Origin of the sequence: Streptomyces sp. NBC_00466, assembly GCF_041433995.1 — a bacterium.
GTDB lineage: Bacteria > Actinomycetota > Actinomycetes > Streptomycetales > Streptomycetaceae > Streptomyces.
Genome location: NZ_CP107896.1, coordinates 383,871 through 409,619, shown reverse-complemented (window position 1 = coordinate 409,619; position 25,749 = coordinate 383,871). Strand labels below are relative to the sequence as shown.

Annotated in this window: 21 protein-coding genes and 3 pseudogenes; 13 read left to right on the top strand and 11 right to left on the bottom strand. The window is 67.5% G+C overall.

The features are described from left to right. Nucleotides 1-13: 13 nt before the first annotated feature. The 8 genes and pseudogenes from OG210_RS01825 to OG210_RS01790 all read right to left on the bottom strand — a co-directional run bounded on the left by OG210_RS01825 (nt 14) and on the right by OG210_RS01790 (nt 6,662). Nucleotides 14-196 (bottom strand): hypothetical protein, encoded by a 183-nt coding sequence (locus OG210_RS01825; RefSeq protein WP_328333089.1) that lies wholly within the window; start codon nt 194-196, stop codon nt 14-16. A 515-nt stretch (nt 197-711) separates the two neighbouring features. Then, nucleotides 712-1,382: pseudogene (locus OG210_RS01820) on the bottom strand (prolipoprotein diacylglyceryl transferase family protein); the annotation flags it as partial. 74 nt (nt 1,383-1,456) lie between these two features. Further along, entirely contained in the window at nt 1,457-1,867 is a 411-nt protein-coding gene (locus tag OG210_RS01815) for a DUF4260 family protein (RefSeq protein ID WP_328333091.1), read from the bottom strand. 115 nt (nt 1,868-1,982) lie between these two features. Continuing rightward, nucleotides 1,983-2,507, bottom strand: coding sequence for a TetR/AcrR family transcriptional regulator (locus OG210_RS01810; protein WP_328335665.1), 525 nt, complete (start codon nt 2,505-2,507; stop codon nt 1,983-1,985). Between the two features lie 707 nt (nt 2,508-3,214). Then, nucleotides 3,215-4,726: a methyltransferase gene (locus OG210_RS01805; protein WP_371534867.1), complete on the bottom strand. Its 1,512-nt coding sequence runs from the start codon at nt 4,724-4,726 to the stop codon at nt 3,215-3,217. A 37-nt stretch (nt 4,727-4,763) separates the two neighbouring features. Further along, nucleotides 4,764-5,396, bottom strand: coding sequence for a M15 family metallopeptidase (locus tag OG210_RS01800; protein ID WP_328333095.1), 633 nt, complete (start codon nt 5,394-5,396; stop codon nt 4,764-4,766). Nucleotides 5,397-5,413: 17 nt separating this feature from the next. Next, on the bottom strand, nt 5,414-5,980 hold the full coding sequence (locus OG210_RS01795; RefSeq protein WP_328333097.1) for an NUDIX hydrolase: 567 nt from the start codon (nt 5,978-5,980) through the stop codon (nt 5,414-5,416). A 73-nt stretch (nt 5,981-6,053) separates the two neighbouring features. Then, nucleotides 6,054-6,662 (bottom strand): phosphotransferase, encoded by a 609-nt coding sequence (locus tag OG210_RS01790; RefSeq protein ID WP_328333099.1) that lies wholly within the window; start codon nt 6,660-6,662, stop codon nt 6,054-6,056. 241 nt (nt 6,663-6,903) lie between these two features. Between OG210_RS01790 and OG210_RS01785 the strand changes: the two are divergent. The 6 genes and pseudogenes from OG210_RS01785 to OG210_RS01760 form a co-directional block, all read left to right on the top strand. Then, nucleotides 6,904-7,014 (top strand): annotated as a pseudogene (locus OG210_RS01785) (cation diffusion facilitator family transporter); the annotation flags it as partial. 161 nt (nt 7,015-7,175) lie between these two features. Beyond that, the gene (locus tag OG210_RS01780; protein WP_328333101.1) at nt 7,176-7,607 is read left to right on the top strand and encodes a hypothetical protein; all 432 of its coding nucleotides are present in this window, start codon (nt 7,176-7,178) and stop codon (nt 7,605-7,607) included. 98 nt (nt 7,608-7,705) lie between these two features. Then, nucleotides 7,706-8,635, top strand: a complete 930-nt coding sequence (locus OG210_RS01775) for a hypothetical protein (RefSeq protein WP_371534866.1) — start codon at nt 7,706-7,708, stop codon at nt 8,633-8,635. Between the two features lie 224 nt (nt 8,636-8,859). Beyond that, nucleotides 8,860-9,668, top strand: a protein-coding gene (locus OG210_RS01770) for an IS5 family transposase (protein ID WP_371534865.1) whose coding sequence is annotated in 2 segments (ribosomal slippage) — nt 8,860-9,199 and nt 9,199-9,668 — 810 coding nt in all. Because the reading frame shifts where the segments join, the coding sequence is not laid out codon by codon here. A gap of 731 nt (nt 9,669-10,399) precedes the next feature. Continuing rightward, nucleotides 10,400-14,680 (top strand): ricin-type beta-trefoil lectin domain protein, encoded by a 4,281-nt coding sequence (locus tag OG210_RS01765; protein ID WP_371534864.1) that lies wholly within the window; start codon nt 10,400-10,402, stop codon nt 14,678-14,680. Then, nucleotides 14,677-15,156: an SMI1/KNR4 family protein gene (locus OG210_RS01760; RefSeq protein WP_328333109.1), complete on the top strand. Its 480-nt coding sequence runs from the start codon at nt 14,677-14,679 to the stop codon at nt 15,154-15,156. The genes OG210_RS01765 and OG210_RS01760 overlap by 4 nt, the downstream gene beginning before the upstream one ends. A gap of 263 nt (nt 15,157-15,419) precedes the next feature. Here the strand turns inward: OG210_RS01760 and OG210_RS01755 are convergent, their stop codons facing one another. Beyond that, nucleotides 15,420-15,815: a hypothetical protein gene (locus tag OG210_RS01755; protein ID WP_328333111.1), complete on the bottom strand. Its 396-nt coding sequence runs from the start codon at nt 15,813-15,815 to the stop codon at nt 15,420-15,422. 313 nt (nt 15,816-16,128) lie between these two features. On the opposite strand from OG210_RS01755, the gene OG210_RS01750 reads away from it, so the two are divergent. Continuing rightward, nucleotides 16,129-16,936, top strand: a protein-coding gene (locus OG210_RS01750; protein WP_371534863.1) for an IS5 family transposase whose coding sequence is annotated in 2 segments (ribosomal slippage) — nt 16,129-16,481 and nt 16,480-16,936 — 810 coding nt in all. Because the reading frame shifts where the segments join, the coding sequence is not laid out codon by codon here. Nucleotides 16,937-16,947: 11 nt separating this feature from the next. Here OG210_RS01750 and OG210_RS01745 read toward each other — a convergent pair. Beyond that, nucleotides 16,948-17,485, bottom strand: a pseudogene (locus OG210_RS01745) (transposase); the annotation flags it as partial. A 967-nt stretch (nt 17,486-18,452) separates the two neighbouring features. On the opposite strand from OG210_RS01745, the gene OG210_RS01740 reads away from it, so the two are divergent. The 5 genes from OG210_RS01740 to OG210_RS01720 all read left to right on the top strand — a co-directional run bounded on the left by OG210_RS01740 (nt 18,453) and on the right by OG210_RS01720 (nt 22,966). Further along, the gene (locus OG210_RS01740; RefSeq protein WP_328333113.1) at nt 18,453-19,655 is read left to right on the top strand and encodes a site-specific integrase; all 1,203 of its coding nucleotides are present in this window, start codon (nt 18,453-18,455) and stop codon (nt 19,653-19,655) included. Between the two features lie 20 nt (nt 19,656-19,675). Beyond that, nucleotides 19,676-20,977: a 4-carboxymuconolactone decarboxylase gene (gene pcaC, locus OG210_RS01735; RefSeq protein ID WP_328333115.1), complete on the top strand. Its 1,302-nt coding sequence runs from the start codon at nt 19,676-19,678 to the stop codon at nt 20,975-20,977. A gap of 13 nt (nt 20,978-20,990) precedes the next feature. After that, the gene (locus tag OG210_RS01730) at nt 20,991-21,629 is read left to right on the top strand and encodes an MBL fold metallo-hydrolase (RefSeq protein ID WP_371534862.1); all 639 of its coding nucleotides are present in this window, start codon (nt 20,991-20,993) and stop codon (nt 21,627-21,629) included. Nucleotides 21,630-21,659: 30 nt separating this feature from the next. Beyond that, entirely contained in the window at nt 21,660-22,439 is a 780-nt protein-coding gene (locus tag OG210_RS01725) for an exodeoxyribonuclease III (protein WP_328333119.1), read from the top strand. Between the two features lie 83 nt (nt 22,440-22,522). Continuing rightward, on the top strand, nt 22,523-22,966 hold the full coding sequence (locus OG210_RS01720; RefSeq protein ID WP_328333121.1) for a DUF6278 family protein: 444 nt from the start codon (nt 22,523-22,525) through the stop codon (nt 22,964-22,966). A gap of 207 nt (nt 22,967-23,173) precedes the next feature. Here OG210_RS01720 and OG210_RS01715 read toward each other — a convergent pair whose 3' ends face one another. Next, nucleotides 23,174-24,763: a CocE/NonD family hydrolase gene (locus OG210_RS01715; RefSeq protein ID WP_371534861.1), complete on the bottom strand. Its 1,590-nt coding sequence runs from the start codon at nt 24,761-24,763 to the stop codon at nt 23,174-23,176. A gap of 220 nt (nt 24,764-24,983) precedes the next feature. Here OG210_RS01715 and OG210_RS01710 point away from each other — a divergent pair, with 220 nt between their 5' ends. Continuing rightward, a complete protein-coding gene (locus OG210_RS01710) occupies nt 24,984-25,601 on the top strand; it encodes a hypothetical protein (protein WP_328333125.1) in 618 nt (205 codons plus the stop codon). The last annotated feature ends 148 nt before the right edge of the window (nt 25,602-25,749 follow it).

Below are 25,749 nucleotides of genomic sequence, written 5' to 3'. Positions count from 1 at the left end.
ACAACATGGTCAGCTACCGCACGGCCGACGGCGAGCCGCTGTGCTCCTCCTGCGGCGCCACCCACCGCCCCTGCGCCCAGTGCGGCCGGACGCCGCGCATCCACGGCATCACGCCGAACGGCGACGAACTGTGCCCCACCTGCTGGCGCCACCACCCGGCCCGCAAGCGGCCGTGCAGCGAGTGCGGCACGGCCACCCACCTGCACCATTACGGCCTCTGCCCCGACTGCGCCGCCCGCGCACGGCTTCGAGACATTCTCAGCCCCGGAGGACGCATGCGCCCCGGCGTCGTACCAGTCTTCAACGCCCTGCTGAGGCAGCCCGGCACCAACGTCCTGTACTGGCTGAACCGCCGCCCCGCCCGGCTCAGCGTGCTGCGCACCCTGGCAGCCGGAACCGGGCCGATCACCCATGACACCTTGGACGGGCTGCGCTCCACGCCCAGGCGATGACCACTGACTCCGCAGGCGAGCGCTGGCTGCTCCCAGGCCGATTCCCGGCCCAACACCTCAGCCGCAGCCAGCTCGTCCGCCGCCTCCATCCGCTCGGCATCCGGCCCCGCATGGCCCGCAACACTGCCCTCGTCGAGCTGGCCTCCGAACTCGCGGCCGTCATGGTCAGTCGACTGCTCGGTGTCCACCAGAACACCGCCGACTCCTGGAAGCGCATCGGCGGCCAGGACAACGCCTACGCCGCCGAAATCGCCAGCCGACAACAATCCACCGAGGAACGTGTGGGCCTCGTCGATGCGCAGGTACTCGGTCCAGAACCGGCCGACCGTGTAGGCGGCGACGTAGAGGGCGAAGGTCCTGCCGTGACCGAGCGGGAACCGTCTCGCCGCCCAGAGGACCAGTGCGGCGACGCCGATGTTCCAGAGGGATTCGTAGAGGAAGGTGGGGTGATACGTCGCGATGTCGAGCATGCCGGCCGGACGGTGAGCACGGTCGATCTCCAGGCCCCAGGCCGATCGCCTGGGCCAGGACGATGCCCGGGGCGACCGTGTCCGCGAAGGCGGGCAGGGGAATGCGGTGGCGACGGCAGCCGATCCACGCGCCGACCGCGCCCAGGGCGATGGCACCCCAGATACCGAGCCCGCCCTCCCACACGTACAGGGCTCGGACGGGCTCGCCCCGTTCGCCGAAGTACGCGTCGGGGCTGGTGAACACGTGGTACAGCCGTCCACCGACGAGGCCGAAGGGCACGGCCCAGAGGGTGACGTCCGCAATGACGCCCTGCTCACCGCCGCGTGCGACCCAGCGCCGGTTGCCGAGCCAGACTGCCGCGAATACGCCCAGGATGATGCAGAAGGCGTATGCCCTCAAAGGAACGGGGCCGAGGTGAAGGACGCCGGTCGAAGGGCTGGGAAGGTAAGCGAGGTCCATGATCGAGAGCCTTGGTCGAGGTCGTGGAGGGCTTCAGGTGGCACGCCCGACGGCACGGGTAGTTCGGCCGTCGCTCAGCGCTGCCAGCCGTCGGCGGTGCGCAGTCCATAGCCGAGCGTGCGGTCGAGGGCAATGTGCAGCAGCCAGGCGAGTCCGAAGGTGAACAGGGCGGTGCCAGGCGGGTCGGGCAGCACAATGCAGACGGCGAGCCACAGGAGAGGCACAGCCGGCCGGTGGACGAGGTTGTAGCCCGGCACCCTGCCGCGGGGGAGCTGCCCGGCCCCGTGCGACCCCGACGGCCCGACGAACAGCGTCAGATCAGGAGCGAAGAGGCCCGCAATTCCCAGCGGAATCGTCGCGCCACCATGGTTGACCATCTCCAACACGAGCCAGAACAGCAGAAATGCGCCGAACAGGGCCCAGGCGCCGCGGACCGGACCCGAGGCCGAGCTCCGGGTAGCTCCCTGGACCGCAGGGGGTGTCATATGGCCACTCCTGGCGAGGAGGTGACATCTCTGAGCTCAGCTCCGCATGTGGCGGCGTGTACGTAGCCCGCGGTTCGGGCGACGGAACCGGGAGCGGGTACCCCGGTAAGAGTGGTCATGCCGTGCCTCCATGCGGCTTGTTCCGGATTGCCTGGGTGAACGCCTCGCAGCCGGTGCGCCAGGCCACGTCCAGGTCCGCGCCGGGTGGAAAGCGGCCGTCGAGTTCGAGCACGACCATGCCGTGGGCGAATGCCCAGAACGAACGCGCGATATCGATGTCGCCGTGCACCGCGCGGGCCAGCGGCAGCGCCGCTCGGTCTTCGAGCCCTTCGGGGAGCGCGGTGCGGGCGAGCGGCCAACCGTGCGTGATGCGGTACAGGTGCGGGCTGGCGAGCGCATGACGTCGGTAGGCGTAGCCGAGCACAAGCAGGGGCGGGTCGGTGCCGATCTCAGCTTCGGCGGCCTCCTGAACCTCTGCCAGGAGGGTCACCCCCTGCGCTTGGAGCCCGGCCACGAGAGCGGTCTTGTCCGCAAAGTGCTTGTACAAAGAGGGCGCCCGGATGCCAACACGCTCCGCGATGCGCCGCATCGACAACGCATCCGGCCCTTCGGCGTCGAGCAGTTCCCGGGCGGCGGACATGATTTGTTGTGCGCGGTCAGCCACGGCGGACCGTTCGCCCGACTTCGATGGGGGTGAGCCATCCGGAGCCGGAAGTCGCCGTCTGGACGGCTGGCGGGACCTCGCACGAAGAGAGCCCGGGGCGCCGCATGCCCGCGGTGCGATGCGCGGGGTTCGGTGAGAACGGGCTCGGCCCAGCAAAGCATGCGCGTGCGGTCGCTGGCGATGGGCGCTCTTCCCCGGAGACCACCAACGTCCTCAAGGGGAGCACTGGCGCTGCCCGTACTCTCCGGCAGGGCCGGGGCCAGTGGTTGCCGCGCGGGGTGCTGGCTGCGGCAGCAGTCATTGCATCCCCCTCACATGACGATCAATCAACGCGACTAACAGTGTTAGCTGCGTGCGCCACGGTACGGCTTACGGTGTTAGCCGTCAAGGCCCACCGACCCGATACCCCCAGCTGACCTCACCGTCGACGGCACCGGACTGCTCTGCGTCACCCTCCCGCGCAGCCGCCCGGTATACGGAATCTGTCTGGCCGCAGGCGCCCGCGCCACGCGCGCTGACGCACCCTGGCACCCCGCGTCCACGTCCTCCCGGGGCTGACGCGCGCCACCGCGCAACCAGTCCGCAGCTCGGCAACGCCTTGGTATTCCGCAGTTTGTGATAGCCGGAACTACCAGCATCCTCGGCGGTCACGGTGTCTCCTCGGTGGGGGTGGCGCGACGCGGTCAGGTGTGTGTGATGAGGTACGCGGGGCCTTCGCCGAGCCGGGCTCGTTCTACGGCGTCGAGACGGGCGAACGCCCGGGGCGCCATCAACTCCCGCCAGCCGGCGAGGTCGTGGATGGCCCACATGTCGTGCTCGGCGGGATCGAGGCGGATCCGGTGGAGCTGGTCCGCGCTGAGCCGGCCTCCGTCGAAGACGAGACCCATCTTGTTCAGGGGCATCCGAGGGCCGCCGGCGTGCAGGAAGTGTGTCAGGAGCAGTCGCGGTGTGCCCAGGCCGAGTTCGAGGCCGGTCTCCTCCACGGTTTCGCGGCGGGCGGTCTGCAGTGGGTCTTCTCCTTGCGCGTCGAGGTTGCCGCCCGGGAACTGCCAGAGCCGGGATCCGTAGACCGAGCGCAGCTGCACCGGCCGGTCGTGCTCGTCACGTACGTACAGGCAGCCGTACACCGTGTGGTGCGGGATGGTCTGCGCGTACTGCGAGGGTGTCATCGGCATGGGGCGGCCGGGCTGAGCGGGGCGGTGGTCGAACTCGAAGGCGAGGGTGCCGAGATACTCCTCAGCCACCGGAAAGTTGGTGCGCAGGCTGGTCAGCAGTTCCTCGCGCGGTCCGTCCGGATCGATGCGGGCGGGGTCCTCCGCGCTGAGCAGGTCGTCGAACGAGGCGTACGGGGTGACTCGCTTCACGATGATGTCGAGTTCCCGACCGCTGTCCTGGTCGTGGAAGACGACCGTGTCCCCGACTTCGACGGCCGCCTTCGTGGGAGTGCGGACGCGTACCTCGATCGTCTTTCGGCCCGATTCCACCTGTGCGTAGTGGCGCCCCAAGAGGCGGAAGGCGTGCCGCCGCGACGACGTGGCCCCGGCGGCCCCGGCGGCCCAAGGACTGCCGGTGCCGGACGGCCTGCTCTGCACTCCGGCGGGTGGACTGCTTCGCAAGGGAGCCTCGTCCGAGCCCGGGCCACGCAGGATCACGAAGGCCAGCCCCTCCGCGTCGCATCGCTCCACCTGCTCCCAGCCCTCGCTCAGCAGGCCGATCTCGTCCTCGTCCAGGGCGATATACCGACGCTCCCCGGGAGTGCTCGCCGCTACCGGGGTGATGACGACCAACGCCCCGCCCGGTCGCAGCCGAGCTGCCAGGGCGCGCACCGCGCTGGTGCGGTCGCCGAGGAAGGCGTACACCAAGCGCATGATCACCAGGTCGTAACCCTCGCCGTCGAGGTCGGCCAGGTCGTCGTGCTCGATGTCCAGACACAGCCACCGCACGCCTTCGACGTGCTCGTGCGTCTGCCGGGCTCGGGCAAGGGCGCCTTCGGCGAAGTCGAGGGCATCCACTGCGTAGCCGAGTTGGGTGAGGTGGGCGGCAAGTTCGCCGGTGCCGCAGCCGACCTCCAGCGCCCGGCCGCCGTCGGGGGCGGGTGCGTGCCGGATGAGCAGGTCTCGTTCCACGTCGCGCAGCGGCCGGAATCCGCGCCCGTCTTTGTAGTGCTCGGACCAGTCGGCTCGGGTGTATCCCACAGTTCACTCCTCGTTGTGAAGGCGAGACGGTGCGGAGCTACGGCGTTTCGGTGGGTCCGTAGACGGCGGCGGGCTGCTGTGTCTGCAGAGCCCAGTACCGGTCGCCGTACGACCAGTGCCACCACTCGGTGCCGTAATTGATCAAGCCTGCTACGGACAGGGCGTTGCCGAGGGTGATCCGGTGTGCACGGGCTCGGTCGCTGAGGCCGGGGGCGTCGGTGTAGCAGGCGCCGCCGCTCTCCTCCGGGCTGGCGTCGACGCGAGTGCCCATGTCCAGTTCGTGCCCTTGGTGGTCGATCAGCGTCAGGTCGACGGCCGCGCCGGCGGAGTGCGGCGCGATCTCCGGGGGCGACACGAAACGGCTGGCGGCCTCGCGGATCTCGGTGCCCTGCCAACCGGGGTGAGCCCGCACCAGCTCGTCGGAGTACTCCTCGAAGTACCTTCGCTGCAAAGCCGGAGGCCGATAGCCCTCGATGAACAGGAGGTGCACACCGGTGGGCAGCAGCGACTGCGCGTGCAAGAGCCGGGTGAGGACCCCTTGCCGTACCTGGGCGAAGGCTCCGGTCACGTCTTGTTTACGGTCATCGGCCTGGAGGCCGTGCGCTCGGACATCGACGAGGCCCTCGCCGCATTCCCGGAGCGGGATCGCGGCCACCCGCCGGTCGGACATCAACACAACGCTGCTGGTCACTCGTTCCCCCAGTCCCAGGTATCGACGTACCCGGCCGTGCCGGTGCGGCGTGCCTCTGCCACTGCGCGCAAGCGCATGAAGTCTCTGGGCGGCATCAGCGCCTCCCACTCGGCCAAGGGCAGGATGCGGACCTCGTCGTGCTCCTCAGGGCTCACGGCGATATCACGAACTTGCGCGGCGCCGAGCCGGCCGCCGTCGAAGACGCAGCCGAACGTGCTGTAGGGCCAACCGGCACCGGGGAGGCCGTACACGGTGGCCAGCAGCCGGGGCGGGCCGGCCAGCGTCATGCCGGTCTCCTCACGGCACTCACGAACAGCAGTCTGCCAGGGCCGCTCACCCGGGTCCATCGTTCCGCCGACCAGCTGCCACGGGTGCTCGGGGGAGTAGACGGAGTGCATCTGCAGTGGCCTGTCTTCCTCGTCGGTGAAGTACACGCATGCCCAGGCAGTGGCTTTGAGTACCATTTCGGCATACTGCTCGGGCGGCATCCAGGTCCTGCTGCGTTCGGCGTCGGCGGGCGTGGCCGTGCGGACCGCTTGCTGCCCGGTAGCGGCGAGTTCCATCTCATTCATGCGTTCTCTCCTGAAGGCGAGTTGCTGCGCGGCGCGCAGCCGGGCCGGACTTCGTCGGCCCCGTTCAACGAGCTCGGATCATCGTGGGCGACGCCGAAGGCAATCCCACTCGCCGCGTCGAGGGCCGAGTCGATGAGCAGGCGCGGTCCTCCTCGGCATTGGTCAAGTGCCGCCCGTACCCGGCCAGGAACTCCTGGTAGAGGTCGGGGCGACCGGCCCACGCGTCGGACAGCCGGACCGGATCTCGTACCGCGGGGCCGGGCTCGCTCCCCTCGCAGCCGATCAACGCCACGGATCCGTCGTCAGCGCCGTCGCGCAGGATGTTGCGGAGCTGGAAATCCCCGTGGGTCTCGACCCAGTCGAGCGCCGGCAGGAATTCTGCCCGGCGGACACGTTCCCGGACGAACTGCTCGTAGCCCGGGGCGAGATGAGACCGGGCGTCCGACGGATGCCGCTCGGTCTTGTCGACGGGCGGGCCGCTGTCTGCGGGGGCGGTCCGTGGGGGAGCGGCTTGGCGGATGCGGCGGGCCGGCTCACCGATCAGGCAGAGGATTTCACGCTCCCGCTTGTTGGCAGGGTTTGCTGTTGACCATTGACCACTTGCCGCACTGAGATGTTCGAGAGGTAGCTGATGGCCTTCAGGGCACCCGCTCCGACAGAGCGGCTGGTGCACCTCGGTTCCGCAGCGACCCCGGTCGTACTCGGACTGCGGGTGGGGAACTCGTAGGCCCCCACCCCGACGGTGCGCCGCCATCGCTGGAAGCCCACGAAGTGAAGGACGAGGTTCGACTCCATCGACCGCTGTCACATGAATGCCATGTTGTTGCATCGCACCTCCGGAGGGCACAAGTACGTACAGGAACTGCATAGGCAACGAGGCTCGGGGCGCGCGTGTTTCGATCTCCAAGGCAAAGGCCGTCGCCGCCGCGGCGGTGGCCGGCTTCATCGGCAACGAGTGGGTGGCCCGTTACCGCATCCGCACCGGCCGCAAGATCGGCTCCGCAGCCCTCGTTGCCGACGGTCTGCGCCCCCCTGACCCACCACGCCCGATGACGCCCGCAAGGGATAGGGCGATGGCCGTACCGGACTGATGGACCGGCCCCACCGGGTACCGGTCCGGGGTATGGTCGAGCCGCGACAGCGGCACATCGGGCGTGGTCGATGGCGTGGGGAAAGGGAAGCAGTGGTGGCAGGCAGCGGACCGGCGCGCAGGCGGGGTATCGCCCGGCTGCCGGCGCTGTGCGCGGTCCTGTTCGGCCTGTTCCTCATGCACGGCGCACCGGCCACAGCCGCCGCGGGCTGCCACGGCGCGATGTCCGCGCCCGCCGGGATGCACGAAGGTCCCCACGCGACGCAGTCCCGGACGGCGCCCGTCATGACCCATCCCGGTGTGCAGCAGGCGTCAGGCTCGGCGGCGATGGACGGCGCGACGTGCGTCTCGACGCCCGCACGCGACACGGTCCCGCTGACCACACCCGCTCTGCCGGCCGTCGTCGCGGTCCTCGCGTCCCTGTTCCTGGCCGGCCGCACCCTGGCCCCGGGCCGGACCCGGCGGCGCGGCCCACCGCCACCAGGCGGGCGAAGTCTGCTCCTCCACGTGTGTATCGCGCGGACCTGACAGGACCTGGCCGGAACCCGGATCTCCGGGCCCGGCACCGCCCTGCTCACCTCCGCGCGCCCGCCCGGCGTGGTGCGCCCACCCGGAAAGACACCCACATGTTCGCTTCCACCCGTCCCGTCGTGCGCCGTCGTGCCCTGGCGGCAGCCGGTACCGCAGCCGCTCTCGCGCTGACGCTGGCCGCCTGCGGCTCCTCCGACGACAGTTCCTCCTCGATGCCCGGCATGGACCACAACACCGAGCCGTCCGCGTCATCCTCGGCGAACGCCTCGCCCTCCATGAGTGACATGCCCGGCATGGACCACATGGCCGCAGGCGACGGCCTGTCCGACAACAAGGACGGCTACCGTCTCTCCAGCAAGGACACGGCCCTGGCGGCCGGCAAGCAGGCCGCTTACCGGTTCACGGTCACCGGCCCGGACAACAAGCCCGTCACCGGCTTCGCGGTCGACCAGACCAAGCGGATGCACTTCTACGCCATCCGCTCCGACCTGACCGGCTTCCAGCACATCCATCCGACCATGGCCGCCGACGGCACCTGGACAGCCGACCTGGACACGCTCCCGCCCGGCTCGTGGCGCATGTTCGCCTCCTTCACCCCCGACAGCGGAGCCCGCAAGGGCACAGCGTTCGTGCTGTCCCGCACCGTCTCCGTCCCGGGCACGGCAACGAAGACCCCGCTGCCGGCCGCCGCCAAGACCGCCGAGGCCGACGGCTACACCGTCACCGTCAAGGGCGACCCGATGGCCGGCATGGCGCACAGGCTGACGGTCACCGTCACCAAGGACGGCAAGCCCGTCACCGATCTCCAGCCCTACCTCGACACCTACGCCCACCTCACCGCCTTCCACGAGGGCGACACCGCCTTCGCGCACCTGCACCCGACCACCAAGGTCAACGGCGACCATGGCGGACCGGAACTGTCCTTCAACGCGGAACTGCCGACAGCGGGGAACTGGCGGCTCTTCCTGCAGTTCCAGACCGGCGGCACGCTCCACACCGCAGCCCTGACCCTCAACGTCGGCTGAAGACCCGCGGGGTGCCACCCACCGGGTGGCGCCCCGCGCCCGGACTGCCGCATCAGCTCCAGCGGGTTTTCCGAACGGCAGGCCTTCGCCTGCCCGACGTACGGGGCGAAGCCGAACTGGCCCTGGACCGGACCCGAGAGGAGATGGCCGCTTAACTGATCGTTTCAGAATGAAGTTTCATGTGTCCCTTGGCAGTTGGGTGATGTGTCGGCAGGATCTGTTGGGTGTCTGCTGATCTTGTGTCTGATGACCTGTGGGAACGTGTGTCTCCGCTGCTGCCGGTTCGTGCGCCGCGTCGGCACCGCTACCCGGGGCGGTTGCCTGCCGATGACCGTGCTGCTCTGCGTGGGATCGTTTACGTGCTGCGCAAGAGTGTGAGCTGGCGAGACGTCCCCGCTGGGTTGGTCGGGTGCAGTGGGGTGACGGCCTGGCGTCGTCTGCGGGACTGGACCGAGGCCGGAGTGTGGCCCCGCCTGCACGAAGTCCTGCTGGCAGAACTTCGTGGAGAGGGACTGCTGGAGATGGACGACGCGGCGATCGATGCCTCGCACGTCAGGGCCCTCAAAGGGGGGCTCACACCGGACCTTCGCCGGTTGACCGAGCGCGGCCGGGCAGCAAGCACCACCTCGTCGTCGACCGGAACGGAACTCCGCTCGCTGTCTCTCTGACCAGCGGAAACCGTCACGACGTCACTCAGCTCATGCCCCTGCTGGACGCGATGCCCCGTATCCGTGGTCTGCGCGGCCGGCCACGGCACCGGCCCCGGCGGCTGTTCGCCGACCGCGGCTACGACTACGACAAGTACCGCCGTCTCATCCGAGCTCGCGGCATCACACCCAAGATCGCCCGCCGTGGAGCCCCGCATGGTTCCGGCCTGGGCAAGACCCGGTGGGTTGTCGAGCGGACCTTTGCCTGGCTCCACCAGTTCAAACGGCTCCGCATCCGCTACGAGATACGCGCCGACCTCCACCTGGGACTCCTCCAACTCGCCTGCAGCATCATCTGCTTGAGACGACTCAGAACCTCATTCTGAAACGATCAGTAACTGAACGGCGTTGGAGCTAGGTGGCGCAGAGCCCGCGCTGCATGGTGAAACTGGGACTGGCCTGAGGGGACGTGCAGGCTGCGGGAGAGTGCCAGAGGGGCGCCCAGCTCAGCGGTGACCGCCTCGCCATGTCCTCGGCCCGGCGGGCGTACTGATCCGACACGCTAGGCGGTGACTTTGAGCCAATTTTGCTCTGGTTTGGGGGTCGAGTCACGCGATCTCTTCACAGCTCCATCACGGATAATTTGCAGGTTGAGCACGGGAGTTGCCTGTGCTGAGGCTGGTGTCTGTGCGGGTGGCGTGTTCGCGTGGGCTTGGTGTCACCTCTTGTGACGACCTGTTGGCTCATGTCTATGGTGCATGCCGCGCCTCAGCCGGGGATCTTGATCTTTGTTCTGCTGGTGGCGCTGTCCTGACCGGCACACCGGGGGGAGTGCCGCGCAACAGTTATGATCCGCTGTTCTGCTTCCCTTCGGTGGGCCCTTCACCTATCGAAGGATGCTCTGTTGCGACCCATATCCGAATTCCTGGTACCCGGACGGCGAAGATCCAGATGGGTCACGTCTGTCATGACGGGTGTGCTGGCTCTGGCTGTGTTGTGCGGCCTGACTGTTCGCCCGGACTTGCTGGATCTCGGGCGGGGTGCCGAACCAGTTGGCGACTCGTACGACTGGTACACGGACACGGCTGCTGAGAAGTTGCGGCAGGACCAGTGTCTGGTGGGCGATGTACTGCGTCTGGGCGGTCCGTCGATGGCCAGGACCGCGCAGGGCGGTCTCAACCTGACGCCAGATCAGCTTCGTGTGCTGGCTGACCGGCAGTACTGGCAGAAGACCCCGCTCGCCACCGCTTACACGGCGGACCGTGATGCGGCGGGCAAGGAACTGGATGCCCTCGGGGCCCGGCCCGCCGCGTGGCAAAAGCCGCTCTCGGGCCTGACGTCGCCGGCCGGCTTCACGGACACCGACTTCCAGTGGCCTCCGGGATCGCCCGGCGACGGGAAGGACGACTTCTACGGTCAGACGGGTCTGAACCAGTGGGTCGCCGACCGCTTCTGGAAAGACGAGAGCGACTTCTACCAGGACTCCACCCCGGCGGCTGATGCGAAAACGCTCAAGGCCGTTGACGCCGTGGGCGCCCCTCTCTACGGCAAGGACCCGGATCCCGCCGGCCTGACGTCGGACGAGTGGAACCGTGCGGTTGCCGAACACGATGCCTTCGAGTGGATGCACGAAGGGCAGGGAGGGAACGCGGGCGCGGACGACGCCCGTATCTTCCTTGGGTCCGGGGGCTTCCCGCACGCGGCTCCGCAGCCGGGAAGCGCGGAGTACCGGATCGCCGTCGAGGACCTCAAGGCCCGGTTCGCCGGGTGCGCGTGGCGAGATCCAATCGACCCGGACCAGGTCCTCAGCAGCATCACCGCAACCGCCGCCACAGAGTGGCAGCAGGAAGTCGCCTCGCAACAGGTTCAGCGCAACCAGATCCTGGACGCGAACACCACTGCCACGAAGGCTCTCGCCACTGGGGCGAAGGCGCTGGGCGAGTTGCTGGGCCAGTCCTGGATCGCTGACCATCTTGCCCGCTGGCAGGACTACTGGTCGCCGGGCGGCGCCGGATGGGTCGGTGACGCGCCCGGGGTGATCGAAGTCCACGCCGCGAACAACAAGTGCCTGGACGTACAGAGTGCCGCGAAGACCGATGGCACCCCGGTCCAGGTGTATACGTGCAACGGTTCCGCGGCGCAGGCGTGGCGGGTCTACGGCGACGATGTGGGTCTTCACCTGCAGAACGTGAACTCCAACAAGTGCCTCGACGTGAACGGCAACGCCGCGGTCAACGGTACACAGATCCAGATCTGGGGCTGCCACGAAAACCCGGCGCAGACCTGGGAGTACAACCTCCACGCCACCACGAGCCTGAAGAACGTCGGGACCGGCAAGTGCCTTGACCTGCACACGTTCACCGACGGTCTCAACTCGCAGCTGTACACGTGCAACAACACCGCGGCCCAGCAGTTCGACATCAAGCCGTCCGGACATACCGGGACGGTCCCGCCCAAGGCCCAGTTCGACCAGGCGAAGAAGGGCGTCATCGACGCCCAGGCGGCCGCCAAGACGCAACTCGCCGCCCTCAAGGCCCAGGCCACGGCAGCGACGACGGCCACCACTGCCTCGGACACCGCCGAGAACGCCGCGTACTCCATCGCGGACAAGAACGGCGCGCCCCGGGGTCGTGGGCTGCTGGTCGGAGAGCAGAAGGCGCAGGTCACCCAGGGGGCGTCTGCCGCTCTGGACGCGATGGTGAAGGCCGGCGAGACCGCCGAGGCCGCCACCCGCGCATCGGGTGGGGACAGCGAGACCATCGCGCAGCGTGCGCTGGCCCAGGCGGCGCAGGTGAAGACGGAGTTCCGCAAGGAAGCAGCGCACAGCGCCGAGTTGCAGGCGAAGGCCGCAGCCGACGCGGCGAAGGTCCACCGGGACAACGCGAAGAAGGACAAGGAGGAGGCCGAGGCCAAGCTCGCCGAATCTCTGAAGGCCGAGAGCGATGCCAAGACGGCGGCCGCGCAGGCGCACGCGAAGCGGCTCGCCGCCGAGGCCGAGGAGAAGACGGCCAAGGCGGAGAAGGAGACCGCCGCCGCGAAACAGGCCGAGGCCGCGGAGCACAAGAAGAACGCGGAGGGTGAGGCGACCAAGGCGAAGGACGCCAAGGACAAGGCAGAAGCCTCCGAAGCCACCGCGAGCGAGAAGCGGGACGCGGCGGTCAAGGCCAGCAACGCCGCGAAGGCGAAGCGGGACGACGCATGGGACGCCGAAGAGAAGGCGAACGCAGCGCGCGCCAAGGCGGACGCGAAGGACGCCTACGCCGACTCCCTCGACGCGGGTGATGCCGCGACCGACGCCAGGACCGCGGCCGATGCGGCGGACCAGCACGCATCGGACGCCGAGGCCGCCGCTACGAAGGCTCGCTCCGAGGCGGATGCCGCGACACAGGCAGCAGCAGACGCGGACGCCGCGGCCACTCGCGCCGAGGCAGCCGCCAAACGCGCCCGCTCAGACGCGGACGGAGCACAGGCGGCGAAGCTGAAGGCCGATGCCGCAGTAAAGACCGCGACCAGCGCCGCAGCGGACGCGATCGAAGCATCCAAGCACGCCGCATCCGAGGCCAGGACAGCTGTCAAGCTCGCGGACGAAGCCGAAGCACAGGCCAAGACCGCCAAGACCCAGGCGGACGCGGCAAGTAAGGAAGCCAGCAACGCCCTGGCCGCATCGGCGAAAGCCGCGGGCTTCGCCCATGTCACCGCACAGGCCGCTGAGGACGCGGGCAACGCGGCTGCACAGGTCGCCAACCCGGCGAACGACGCCATCCAGCTCGGCTCGCCCTACGTCACCACGGACTCGGCCGCAGGTCTCGTCGTGCTGACCGGTCAGGCATCCAAGACGATCGCTGAGCAGCAGAAGGCCGTCGCCGACGCCCACGCCAAGAACGCACAGGAGGAAGCAGCCGCCGCCAAGGCCCTCGCCGACCAGGCCACAGGTGACGCGAAGGCCGCCTACCAGTCCGCCGCCAACGCCGCCGGCTACGCGGCCGACGCCCGCACCTACGCCAAGGACGCCCTCGGCTACGCAGCCGACGCCGCCACCGCCGCGTCCAAGGCGACCGCGTCACTGGCCCGCACCATCACGTACGACAACCAGGCCACCGCCGACGCAACCGCAGCCGACGCGGCAGCAGTCCGGGCCGAGGGCTACGCCAAAGACGCCCGCGACTCCGCCGACCAAGCAGCACTCGACGCCGAAGCCGCCCGCACCGCGGCCACCCAAGCCGAGCAGGACGCGACGGACGCACGCGCAGCAGCCGACCGCGCCGACACCGCAGCGACCGAAGCCGAACAGGCCGCGAAAGACGCCGACAAATATGCCAAGGACGCCCAGGAAGCAGCGACACGCACCGAGGCGAAAGACAACAACGACCAGATCGCGAACGGCGCCACCACCGGCATCGGGAACCTGTTTTACGTCCCCCGTACGGAACTGGTTGGCGAACCGGAGGAGGTGAAGAAGGACAACTGCAACCCGATCATTCACACCGGGGACTGCACGATCACCGCGAAAATCACATTTCGTCCTGTGATCGACATCTACCTTTGCACGGCGCTGGATATGCCCGCCACGCAATCTGGATGCCCCGAGCAGGAGACCCTGTTCCTCGGTACCCAATCGCTCGAAGAGCAGAGCAAGACGGTCACCCATACCATCTCAATGCTCGAATTTAATCAGGGCATCGACCCGGTGAAGATCCTTCTCGAAGACTTCATCAAGTGTGGTCAGAAGATCGCACCGGGTGGTGCGGGCGGTAGCTGGGGGGCATGCGCCTGGGCGGCTTTCGATATCGGATCCGCCGTTTTCGGGGGCAAGGCCACCAAGGCCATCGTGGATGCCATTAAGGCCATTGATGCTTCGCTGCGTACCGGGATCGGAGTTAAGGACGCCTACCAGGCACTCAAAGCCCTTGACGGAGTGAACCCCGCAACGCTAGCCAACATTGAGCGCACTCTGTCGGCGTACGAGGAGGACATCCAAGCTGCCTGCCAGGCCGTCGACGCGCTGGGTTTCGCAAGAGCAGCAGCGACGGTTGCTGGACCGCCCTGCAAGTTCTGGAAGCTGGCCGATTTCGAGGGGCAGCGCGTGTACCAGCGGGACGATCTGATACGCCCTGACTACGTATCACCCAAGGACCCCTATACTCGTACGAATCTCAAGCGGATGCAGCAGGGCTTGGCGCCAATGGGCCCAGACGACAATCCTCTGAACCTCCACCACATGCTTCAGACCCAGGACGGGCCCATGGCCGAGGTGACAAAGAAGATGCATCTCGACGAGAATTACCATCAGCTCCACTGGAAGTCAGGCAGCAAGATTCCGAGCGGAATCGACCGCCCAGAGTTCGACAAGTGGAAGAAGCTGTATTGGAAAGACAGGGCGAAGGGATTCAGCCAATGACGAGAGCCGTCGAGGCAAGCGAACAGACGATCGCGCTGGTGCGTAACAACGAGGACAGCGCGAACCATGCCGACGGTTGCGACCTCGAGATACTGGACTCTGCGGAGCGTGAGATGGGTCTCGTGTTCCCTCCGTCCTACCGGCGCCTCCTCGAAGAATTCGGCACCTGGGAAATCGCGGGAAAGGAATTCTTTGGCGTCTACAAGTCGCCTGCCGGAGGGGATTCCCTTTTGGGGACGGTCGAGCAAACCCTAGAGGCTCGTCGTCAAGTCGGTCTGCCAGCCGACCTGATGGTCGTCATGGTCGACGACGTATGGGCATATGTTGTTCTCGACACCTCACAGGGAGACCAGGACGGCGAGTACCCGGTGTTCGCCTGGAATCCCGGACTTCCAGACCGTGACAGCATGGAGAAGGTCGGAGGAAACTTCGGGTCCTTCGCCCTGCAAGAGTGTCAGCGAGCCATGAGTACGTAGAGACAATCGCCTTGAGGGCGGGCGGAAATTCTTCCGCCCGCCCTCGTAGTTTCGAAAACTACGCGAGGCTGCCGACCATAACGCCGTCGGTCACCCCTTCGGCGTCCCCTTTAGTCAGACAACAACATTCCAATTCCATTACCCAACCTCCCCACTCCTGCCCATAACGCCTCGCCCCGTCAGCATCAACTCTGAAACCAGCAGTAAGGATCGGTCCGCTGAGCGAGGGTCTCGAAGCCATTGCGCTCCGGAGCCCTACCGCTCTACTCGCCTTCGTCGCAGCGCAGGTAGGACCGGATGTCGTCGAGTCCGTCGAGAGCTCGCCCGTCAACGTCCAATGGGTCCAGCTCTGCCCGGGTGGCCAGGGTTTCAGCCAGCAGAATTGCTCGATCGCTGAGGTGCCCGAACCTGGGGGCTGCGTGTCCCAGGCACAGGCCGACAAGCCCAAGCAGTTGGCTGCCAGCAGCCGCCCTTGTTCCCACTTCGATGCAGCAGTGCTCGATGAAAGCGCGATCGTTGTCGTTCATCGCAGCGCCGACCAGCGCGACCGCGGCGTGGGCTTCCAGCATGCTGTTGTGGAGTGCTCCTTCGACTGCCTCGGCAACGACGTCGTGACGCAGTGCGGGGGGATTCTCGAACATGTGATGAGCGCCCGTCATCGGGAGAGGCTACGTGGCACACACGGACCCACCGGGAAACGCACCTCTTGCGTCAGGGCAGAGCGAAGGGCCTGACGCGGCGCCAGGGGGAGGCCCAGTTGTGGGCCCTTCCCTCCTGGCGGCCGGGGCTCATCTACCGGGAGCGGAATCTCTCAGGGGAGACCTTGCGCTCCTTCACGAACGGGCCCTTTGGGGGCAACTTCCTTCCTCAGTCGTCACCGTAAAGGAGACAGATCATCTCTTACTGATCGTTTCAGAATGAAGTTTCATGTGTCCCTTGGCAGTTGGGTGATGTGTCGGCAGGATCTGTTGGGTGTCTGCTGATCTTGTGTCTGATGACCTGTGGGAACGTGTGTCTCCGCTGCTGCCGGTTCGTGCGCCGCGTCGGCACCGCTACCCGGGGCGGTTGCCTGCCGATGACCGTGCTGCTCTGCGTGGGATCGTTTACGTGCTGCGCAAGAGTGTGAGCTGGCGAGACGTCCCCGCTGAGCTGGTCGGGTGCAGTGGGGTGACGGCCTGGCGTCGTCTGCGGGACTGGACCGAGGCCGGAGTGTGGCCCCGCCTGCACGAAGTCCTGCTGGCAGAACTTCGTAGAGAGGGACTGCTGGAGATGGACGACGCGGCGATCGATGCCTCGCACGTCAGGGCCCTCAAAGGGGGCTCACACCGGACCTTCGCCGGTTGACCGAGCGCGGCCGGGCAGCAAGCACCACCTCATCGTCGACCGGAACGGAACTCCGCTCGCTGTCTCTCTGACCAGCGGAAACCGTCACGACGTCACTCAGCTCATGCCCCTGCTGGACGCGATGCCCCGTATCCGTGGTCTGCGCGGCCGGCCACGGCACCGGCCCCGGCGGCTGTTCGCCGACCGCGGCTACGACTACGACAAGTACCGCCGTCTCATCCGAGCTCGCGGCATCACACCCAAGATCGCCCGCCGTGGAGCCCCGCATGGTTCCGGCCTGGGCAAGACCCGGTGGGTTGTCGAGCGGACCTTTGCCTGGCTCCACCAGTTCAAACGGCTCCGCATCCGCTACGAGATACGCGCCGACCTCCACCTGGGACTCCTCCAACTCGCCTGCAGCATCATCTGCTTGAGACGACTCAGAACCTCATTCTGAAACGATCAGTTATAGGTGGGTGCGGCCTGCTCCTTCTCCGAGTGGCAGGTGATCAGCGTGGCGTCGAGGTCCAGGACCAGGCCGGGAAGTTCACGCCCTGCGACCGTCACCGCGGGTATGCCCTCGCCGGTCTCGGCGGCCTGCATCCAGGTGACTTCCCGGGCTGAAGCGCGGGCCGCTCGCATCGAGGCGAGCGCGGCCTCGTCGGTGTCGGCAAGCAGCCGCCAGGCCGTGGGGGGTGGAGGCAACCGAGCCGAACACCTCGGCCTGGTCCCGCAGCACGGCCAGATCCGTAATGGCCTCGCCGCCATCGGCGAGCATCACCGCCAGATCCGCGGCTATCCGACCTGGATCATGCCCGGTCCCGCGCGGCCGAAGCGGCTTGAGAGCGACGGAGTACGCGGCGGTCAGCCCGGTGGCATCGGCAAGATCCGCCAGCAACCGGGCCCCGGCATGACCGACCACCCCCGAACCATCAGCGGAAACAAGGAGCTTGGGACGAGAACCGATACCCTTCACGCAGAAAGTGCCTTCCGCCTGGACCGACAGAACCCCTCGACAAGGTTCATCGTTCCAGCTCGGAAGGCACTTTCGTGTTACCGCTCATGATCCGGACCAAAGCCCTAGTGAAACGCGCAGGTTAAGCCTCGCTCCCGTTCTGTGCCGTGACGCTTGCGACTGCGACAGCGAGGCATTCGCCTACGGCAGACAAGAAAGAACACCGAAAGACTGGATAGCTGTGCCAGGACTATGTCAACGTACAACGGTCCCGCAGAACACCAGGTCAGACGGTGCTACTGCTCGGCTGCGATCAGGTTTCCGAAACCGCTCGGAATGACGCTCCGCGCGTGTTGGCCCGCTGGCGTAGCTCCTACTTTGGAGGCCCGTCTGTCTGAATCCGCAATCCGATCTGCCCGCTTCACTCCACCCGTCCTCTTTGCGCTCGCGCACTGAGCGCTTGGTCCGGTCGGGCAGCCAGCGACTACGGCGTCGTGTCCATTGGGCTGTGTGTTTGCGTCTGCGCGGCCGGGCTGTTCGGCGAGGACCTACTGCATCGCGGCTATCGCCGCGACCGGGCCGTCCTCGCACACGTTGCGGCGCACCCCTATGCTTCGATGGGGGGCGTGGCCCGTGCCATTGGGGCTCCAGAGCGTGTCGTGCTTCGAAATCTGAACCGTCGCGTTGATGACGGTCTGCTGGTGCTAGTCACGGACGGCGCCAGCCTTGCGCTCATACCGGTTGGCTTTCCTGAGCGATGCCGGTGCGGAGGCAAGCTTCTTTTGCTGATGCGACCCGCAACATAGACCACGATCGCCGGTTGGCCAAACCGGCGATCGTGACCACCATGGGGGCAACGGGATGGGGCTGCACGTGGCGGTAGAGCCAGTCGTGCGTCTCTTCAGAGCGAGCCGGCGTGCGGCGGGTATTGAATTGGCGCTCGTTGTGGATGTAACACAATGATGCCTCTGACTATGCGTCCATTCCTGAACGGGGCTGGCTAGGAAGGGTAGAGTAATTGACCGATATCAAGAAAATTACGCTTTCGTCGGGAAAAGTGAGGTATCGATTTGTTCTCGACATCGGGCGGGGAGGGGACGGTAAGCGTAAGCAGCTAACGGTTACTCGAGCCACGCTCCGAGAAGCCAAGGCGGAACTATTTAGAATAGAAAGCGAACAGGGCTCGGGTGTGTTCGTTCCGCCTAATCGGCTGACGGTCAATAATTGGATTGATCAATGGCTGGGAAAGAAAGCAGAAGACCTCGAAGAAACCACTATATATAACTACCGAATCACCCTGAATCGAGTCCGGGGAAAGCTCGGGGGGATCCTGCTTCAGGAACTTACTGAAGAGGATGTGGAGGAGTGGATGAAATGGGCCCTAAAATACGGTCGTATCCGTGGAGGAAAAGCTGGGACTCCGCTTGGAGTTACGACTGTGGACATGAGTCTAGCGCGGCTTAAAGAGTGTTTGAATCGCGCAGTGACTAAGCGACTGGTGCCTACGAACGTGGCTCAGCATCTTACAATTCCGCGTCGGGCGCGAAAAGAAGAGCGGAAAACCAAGGAGGAACTGAAGCCTTGGAGCGTCGCAGAGGTCCATGCATTCGTGCAGGGGATCAGGGTGGATAGGCTCTACGCCCCGCTCCTGCTTTCTCTCATGGGTCTTCGCCCGGCAGAAATTTGTGGACTCCGTTGGGAGGATATCGACTTGGAGTCCGGAACTATCAGCATCGCTAATACCCGCACGATGATGGGGAACAAGACGGTGGTGGAGAAAGATACAAAGTCGATGGCTGGAGAGCGGGAGCTTCCCTTGCCAGTCCCGGTTTGGGACGCGCTCCGGTCGTTCAAGTCTCTCCAGGCCAAGGAAAAGCTGGCCCTCGGGCCGGATTACCTTGATTCCGGCTACGTCCTGGTGGACGAGGTGGGGGAGGTTCGTAACATCAAGCAACTCCGTCGGCGGGCATACCGGATCATGGCGCTTCTGGGGCTACGTCAGGTGCGCCTGTACGACGCTCGGGCGTCCTGCTTCACATACCTAGCCAACATGGGGGTGCCGGACCACCTATTGGCTCGGTGGGCGGGACACGCGAACGTCCTGACCACCAAGAGGTGGTACGTCAAGCCGGGCGTGGAGGATCTTCGTGCAGCTGCCACAGTGTGGGGTGGGCTGCATGGGTCCGGGGACGACATACCGCGTGGTCGTGAGAGATTGTGAGATATGAGAGCGTGAGGCGGATGAGCGAGACGACGCAGCAGACCCTCCAATACCGTTTTGACGGGCCAGAACACGCTCCAGTGCTGGTCCTGGGACCCTCCCTTGGTACCACATGGCACATGTGGGACCGGCAGACGCCCGAGCTGTCCAAGACCTGGCGTGTCCTGCGCTTCGACCTGCCGGGACACGGCGGCGCTCCCGCCCACGCAGTCCCCTCGGTCGCCGGGATCGCCGAGCGGCTGCTGGCCACGCTCGACGAGCTCGGTGTGCAGCGCTTCGGTTACGCGGGGTGCTCCATCGGTGGCGCGATCGGTATGGAGCTGGCGCTGCGCCACCCGGAGCGGGTCGCCTCGCTGGCGCTGGTCGCCGCCTCTCCCCGGTTCGGCACGGCGGACGAGTTCCGCCAGCGCGGGGTGATCGTCCGCACCAACGGGCTCGACCCGATGGCGCGCAGCGCGCCCGAGCGGTGGTTCACGCACGGCTTCGCGACGGCGCAGCCGGCCATCGTGGAGTGGGCCGTGCAGATGGTCCGCACCACCGACCCCGGGTGCTACATCGCGGCCTGCGAGGCCCTCGCGGCCTTCGACATCCGCGCCGAACTCGGCCGGATCGGCGTGCCCGCCCTGGTCGTGGTCGGCGCCGAGGACCGGGTGACCGGACCCGGCGACGCCCGCACCCTGGTGGCGGGGATACCGGACGCCCGGCTCGCGATGGTCCCCGCCGCCTCCCATCTGGCGCCGGTCGAGCAGCCGGCGGCCGTCACCGATCTGCTGGTACGGCACTTCTCCACCGGGTGGCAGGACAACGCCTCGTCGACCAGCTCGACCACCTCGACGTCGATACCGGTGCCGCCGCACGTGCCGGGCCTCTCGGCTCCGGTGGCGCCCATCGCGGAGATCGCCCCCGCGGCGGTCCAGCCGGACGCCGTGCCCGCCGGGCGCCCCGATCCGTACGACGCGGGCGTCAAGGTACGCCGGGAGGTACTGGGCGACGCCCATGTGGACCGGGTGGAGGCCGCGGCCGACGCGTTCACCGGCGACTTCCAGGAGCTGATCACCCGCTACGCCTGGGGCGAGGTCTGGACCCGGGACGGGCTCGACCGCCGTACCCGCAGCGTGGTGACTCTGACGGCGCTGGTCGCCGGCGGTCATCCGCAGGAGCTGGCCTCCCACGTCCGCGCGGCCCTGCGCAATGGGCTCACCCCCACGGAGATCAAGGAAGTGCTGCTCCAGACCGCGGTCTACTGCGGTGTTCCCGCGGCGAATTCGGCCTTCGAGGTGGCCAGGGCCGTGATCCAGCAGGAGACCACGCCCGAGGCGTAGCAGAATGGTGGGTATGACGATCAAGCTGACGAAGAAGACCCACGCCTGCATCCGGCTGGAGAAGGCCGGGCGGACGCTCGTCATCGATCCCGGGGGGTTCAGCGAGGAGGACGCGGCGCTCGGCGCCGACGCGATCCTCGTGACGCACGAGCACCCCGACCACTTCGACGAGAACCGGCTGCGCGCCGGGATGGAGGCGAACCCGGCCGCCGAGATCTGGACCCTGCGCAGCGTCGCGGAGCAGCTCTCCGCGGCGTTTCCCGGCCGGGTCCACACCGTCGGCCACGGCGACACCTTCGAGGCCGCCGGGTTCGGCGTCCAGGTGCACGGCGAGCTGCACGCGGTGATCCACCCGGATCTGCCGCGGATCACCAACGTCGGTTATCTGGTGGACAGTTCGGTCTTCCACCCGGGCGATGCCTTCACCGTTCCCGACCAGCCGGTCGAGACGCTGATGCTTCCGGTGCACGCCCCGTGGAACAAGATCTCCGAGGTGATCGACTATGTGCGCGAGGTGCGGCCGCAGCGCGCCATCGACATCCACGACGTGCTGCTCAAGGATCTGGCGCGCGGTGTGTACGACACACATATCGGCAACCTCGGCGGTGCCGGCCACACCCGCCTGATGCCGGGCGACGCCACGGACCTGTGACTGTCGGTGCCACCGGTTAGGTTTGGTCCTATGCGCATCGCCACCTGGAACGTCAATTCGATCACCGCCCGTCTCCCGAGGCTGCTGGCCTGGCTGGAGAGCACCGGCACGGACGTGCTGTGCGTCCAGGAGACCAAGTGCTCCGCCGAGCAGTTCCCCGCCGACGAGCTGCGCGAGCTGGGATACGAGTCGGCGGTCCACGCCACCGGCCGGTGGAACGGGGTGGCACTGATCTCCCGGCTGGGACTGGACGACGTGGTCAGGGGACTGCCCGGTGGCCCGGAGTACGAGGGCACAGAGGAGCCGAGGGCCATCTCGGCGACCTGCGGCCCGGTCCGGGTCTGGTCGGTGTACGTGCCGAACGGCCGCGAGGTCGAGCACGCGCACTACGCGTACAAGCTCCAGTGGCTCGCCGCGCTGAAGGAGGCGGCCGCCACGGACGCGGCGGGCGGGCGCCCGTTCGCCGTTCTCGGGGACTTCAACGTCGCCCCGGCGGACGAGGACGTCTGGGACCCGGCGCTGTTCGAGGGTGCCACCCATGTCACCCCGGCCGAGCGGGCCGCGCTCACCGAGCTCCGGGGGACGGGACTCAGTGATGTGATGCCCCGCCCGCTCAAGTACGACCGCCCGTACACTTTCTGGGACTACCGGCAGCTCGCGTTCCCGAAGAACAAGGGCATGCGCATCGACCTGGTGTACGGCAACGAGCCGTTCGCGGCTGCCGTCAAGGACAGCTATGTCGACCGCGAGGAGCGCAAGGGGAAGGGCGCGTCGGACCACGCTCCGGTCGTCGTCGATCTCGACGTCTGAGCGGCTGTCGGGTGACCTCATAGGGCCGGGGGGTCCGCGCGCCTGTTGGTGCGACTGTCCGGCGGAATGCGAGGCTGAGCGGTGTGAACATCCCTTTCCTTGAACACTGGCGCAGACGGCACGGCGGCACGGAACACGCGGAGACGCTCGCCACGGCGGTGCGCAACAACCCGCAGGGAGTGGGCGAGCTGCTCGCTGAGTGCGAGCTGCTGCGTGCCAGAGCCGGGCAGGAAGGGCTTCAACTCGACGACTCACCGGCCTCGTTGACCGCACTCGACCAGCTTCCGCCGCGCTGGCGCGACGACCCCGAGGAGCTGCCCTGGCTGGGCAACGACGCGGGTCTCTACCTCGGGACCATCGTCGTCAGGACCGTCCCGGGCGCGGTCTGGGACGTTCTGCCGGGCGGCACCCCGGTGGTCCGCCTGGAGTCGGGGCGCGAGATCAACGTGGTCGAGGCCGGACTCGACTGGGCGGTCACCGGCGCGCCCGAACTCTCACAGGTCTACTCGGAGGCAGCGGAGGCCTGACCGCCCGAATTGGCCCACTTCACCGCTTTTCAATACAAATACGGTTTATGGGCACTTAGCGCGTGTCGGGTGTGAAGTCCCTTGTCGGGGTGGATAGTTTGCGTCATCGACCGTCCGCATACGGCCGGGTCCGGCCTCACCAGGAACGCTGCTGCCGGGTGCGCAGTAGCACGTAGGGCACCAAGCCCGCCCGGCAGCAGCCGGTGATCACTTCTCGCGCAGCGGGACCGACAGGTACGACGGGTCGGACTCGGGTGAGGAGAAGGTCAGCTGCGCGCCGGTCGGGTTGTGCTCGATGTACAGCGGGTCGACGGTGTCGGTCACCAGGGCCAGATGATGGCCCGCCGGCACGTCGTACGCCGTGGAGAACAGATCCAGGTCCACGGGGAACGCCTTGCCGGGAGTCTTCCCGTGGAAGGTGTACGGCGCATTGCTGACCAGCTTGCCGAGGCCGAGCGGCCCCACGTCGTAGAGGTACGCGATGAGGGTGCCGCTCTCCTTGGTGCTGGTGAGGGTGGTGTGGAGGGTGGCCGTGCCGCGGATGCGCCGCTCGGTGGCGCAGGCCCCGGACTGCCAGACGGCCGCGAACGACCGGGGCAGCAGCGGTACGGACGCCATGGGCGGGATCTTGAGGAACTGGTCGAGGGCGTTGGAGAGTATGGCGACGCCGCCGTCAGCGCCCGAATCGACGTTGGTCAGGATCTTCTTCGTCCCGGCGAGATCCAGCCTCTCCTTGTCGTTCGGAACGGCGGCCCAGCTCGGGTACCCCTCGTACGCGTTGCCGGAGCGGGACTTGAGCTGCACCGGCTGCTCGTGCTCGACGCCGTTGTCGTCGCCCTTGAGGTAGTGGTCGAACCAGCGGTGGGCGTTGGTCCAGGTGTCGTTGGGCAGGCCGAGCAGTCCGGTGCCTTCGGCGGTCGCGTGGTCGCCCGGGCGCAGTTCGAGCCGCTTGGGGCCGGTCAGGGCGTCGAAGAACTTCGCGTAGCTGTTGGGCGGGAAGATCGTGTCGCCCCAGGCGTTGCCGAGCATGATGGCGGCGCCGTTCTTGTTGATCCGGTCGAGATAGGTGGCGGGGGAGCGCTTCCGGCCCCAGTCGATCATGTCCTGTTCCTTGGCCAGGCTGGAGCCGAGGAAGTCCTTGAGGGTCTGCCGCAGCTCGGGGCTGGGGCGTCCGGTGAGCTCGCCGAGCCCGCCGAGCAGGGCGGCGGCCTGGGCGTGCTGGGTGCGGCCGCTGTAGATGGAGTCGATGAGATCGGCCCAGCCGCTCATCGCCACCACCGCCTTGATGCGTTTGTCGAACCCGGCGGCGAGGAGGCTGATGCCCGCACCGTACGAGACGCCGCCCATGCCGATCTCCGCCGGGTCGGCCGCGGTGTGCGCCAGCGCCCAGTCGATGACGGACGAGACATCAGCGATGTCGGGCGGTCCCGCGACCTCGATCTCACCACCGGACTCCCAGAAGCCGCGCGAGGTGTAACTCACCACCACATAACCGGAGTCGGCGAGATTCCTGGCCTGGGCGATGTACTCGACCTGCGGCATCGCCCAGCTCGTCGGCAGCACGATCAGCGGGTACTTCGCCGCGCCGGCCGCGGTGGCACCCGCCGGTGCGAAGACATTGCCCTTGAGGGTGATGCCGCCCGAGCCGGGGATGTCGTAGAACTTCAGGCTCGAAGCGGACACGGCGGCCGGCGCCGCGCCCGCCGCCTCCGCCGTCGGGGCCAGGCCGAAAGCGGCGCCGGTGAACAGCGCCGCTGCGGTCACCGCGGCAGCCGTGGCCCTTCGGGGGTGTGCCATGAATCGCTCCTCACTCGCACCGTTGCAGAGTGGGGACGTTAACCGCGTGAGGCTCCCTCTGGTAACCGGCCAGTAAGTTACGTGCGGGTAACGATTGTTGGACATGGTGTCAACGGCGCCGTGCGGACCCGGTCCCGACACCCGGCCGCCGCCGGAGGATTGTTGACCGGGATTCAGGGAAACGCTGGCGCGAACGCATCCGGCGTCCCAAGCTCTCGGTGTGACGAATTCAGAGAACGGCGCGGACCGGGGGCGAACGGACATGACCTTGCGGCTCAGGGGGAAGCTGCAGTGGGTCCCGGTGGCGGCGGTGGTGGTGCTGGTCGCCTGGGTGGTGGCCATCCCGCCGGTCGTCTCCGGGGCGTACGGAGCGGTCGGCGGCACCCTGATGGTGATCGCGGGACTGCTGCTCGCCTTCTTCACGGCCACGTTCGTCGGCTATCTGGTGCGGCCGCTGCGGCTGGCTCCGGGGGCCGACGGTCTGACCGTACGTCTGCCCAGCTGGCCCTCCCGTACCGTGCCGTGGTCCGCGGTGGCGGGCGTGGCGGCCACCGAGGTCGCCGAGGGCGGCAGGACCAGCGCCCATGTGGTCGTGGACTTCGCGCCCGGCACGGAAGCGCTGCCCCGGTTCTGCCGGCCGCGCTCGATGTACCGCAGGCTCGCACCGTCGCTCGGCCGGGACGAGCGGGCGCAGGGCCTCTGCGTCGAGGCGCAGGTCTTCGACGTGGACCCGGCCGAGCTGGTGGCGCTGATCAGGGAGTACGCGCCCGGCAGCGTCCCCGTCGGAGACCCGGCCGGTATGAGGTACCGGAATCCGGGGTCCGCGCCCCGCGGGTGACGTCCGCGATCGGCGCCACCGCATCAGGGCCGTACGTCTGACCAGGCCGTACGCCCGGTCCAGCCGTTCGCCCGAGCCGGGCCGTACGCCTGGGAGTTGACCCCCTTCAGCAGCCGCGGATGACCAAGTCAACGCCTATTTAGGCCAG

What these genes read in the sequence shown, in the direction of transcription:
- OG210_RS01815 (WP_328333091.1), bottom strand. Translation starts at nt 1,867, where the DNA reads ATGACACCCCCTGCGGTCCAGGGAGCTACCCGGAGCTCGGCCTCGGGT.
- OG210_RS01810 (WP_328335665.1), bottom strand. Translation starts at nt 2,507, where the DNA reads ATGTCCGCCGCCCGGGAACTGCTCGACGCCGAAGGGCCGGATGCGTTG.
- OG210_RS01800 (WP_328333095.1), bottom strand. Translation starts at nt 5,396, where the DNA reads ATGTCCGACCGGCGGGTGGCCGCGATCCCGCTCCGGGAATGCGGCGAG.
- OG210_RS01795 (WP_328333097.1), bottom strand. Translation starts at nt 5,980, where the DNA reads ATGGAACTCGCCGCTACCGGGCAGCAAGCGGTCCGCACGGCCACGCCC.
- OG210_RS01775 (WP_371534866.1), top strand. Translation starts at nt 7,706, where the DNA reads ATGTTCGCTTCCACCCGTCCCGTCGTGCGCCGTCGTGCCCTGGCGGCA.
- OG210_RS01760 (WP_328333109.1), top strand. Translation starts at nt 14,677, where the DNA reads ATGACGAGAGCCGTCGAGGCAAGCGAACAGACGATCGCGCTGGTGCGT.
- OG210_RS01755 (WP_328333111.1), bottom strand. Translation starts at nt 15,815, where the DNA reads ATGACGGGCGCTCATCACATGTTCGAGAATCCCCCCGCACTGCGTCAC.
- pcaC (WP_328333115.1), top strand. Translation starts at nt 19,676, where the DNA reads ATGAGCGAGACGACGCAGCAGACCCTCCAATACCGTTTTGACGGGCCA.
- OG210_RS01730 (WP_371534862.1), top strand. Translation starts at nt 20,991, where the DNA reads ATGACGATCAAGCTGACGAAGAAGACCCACGCCTGCATCCGGCTGGAG.
- OG210_RS01725 (WP_328333119.1), top strand. Translation starts at nt 21,660, where the DNA reads ATGCGCATCGCCACCTGGAACGTCAATTCGATCACCGCCCGTCTCCCG.
- OG210_RS01715 (WP_371534861.1), bottom strand. Translation starts at nt 24,763, where the DNA reads ATGGCACACCCCCGAAGGGCCACGGCTGCCGCGGTGACCGCAGCGGCG.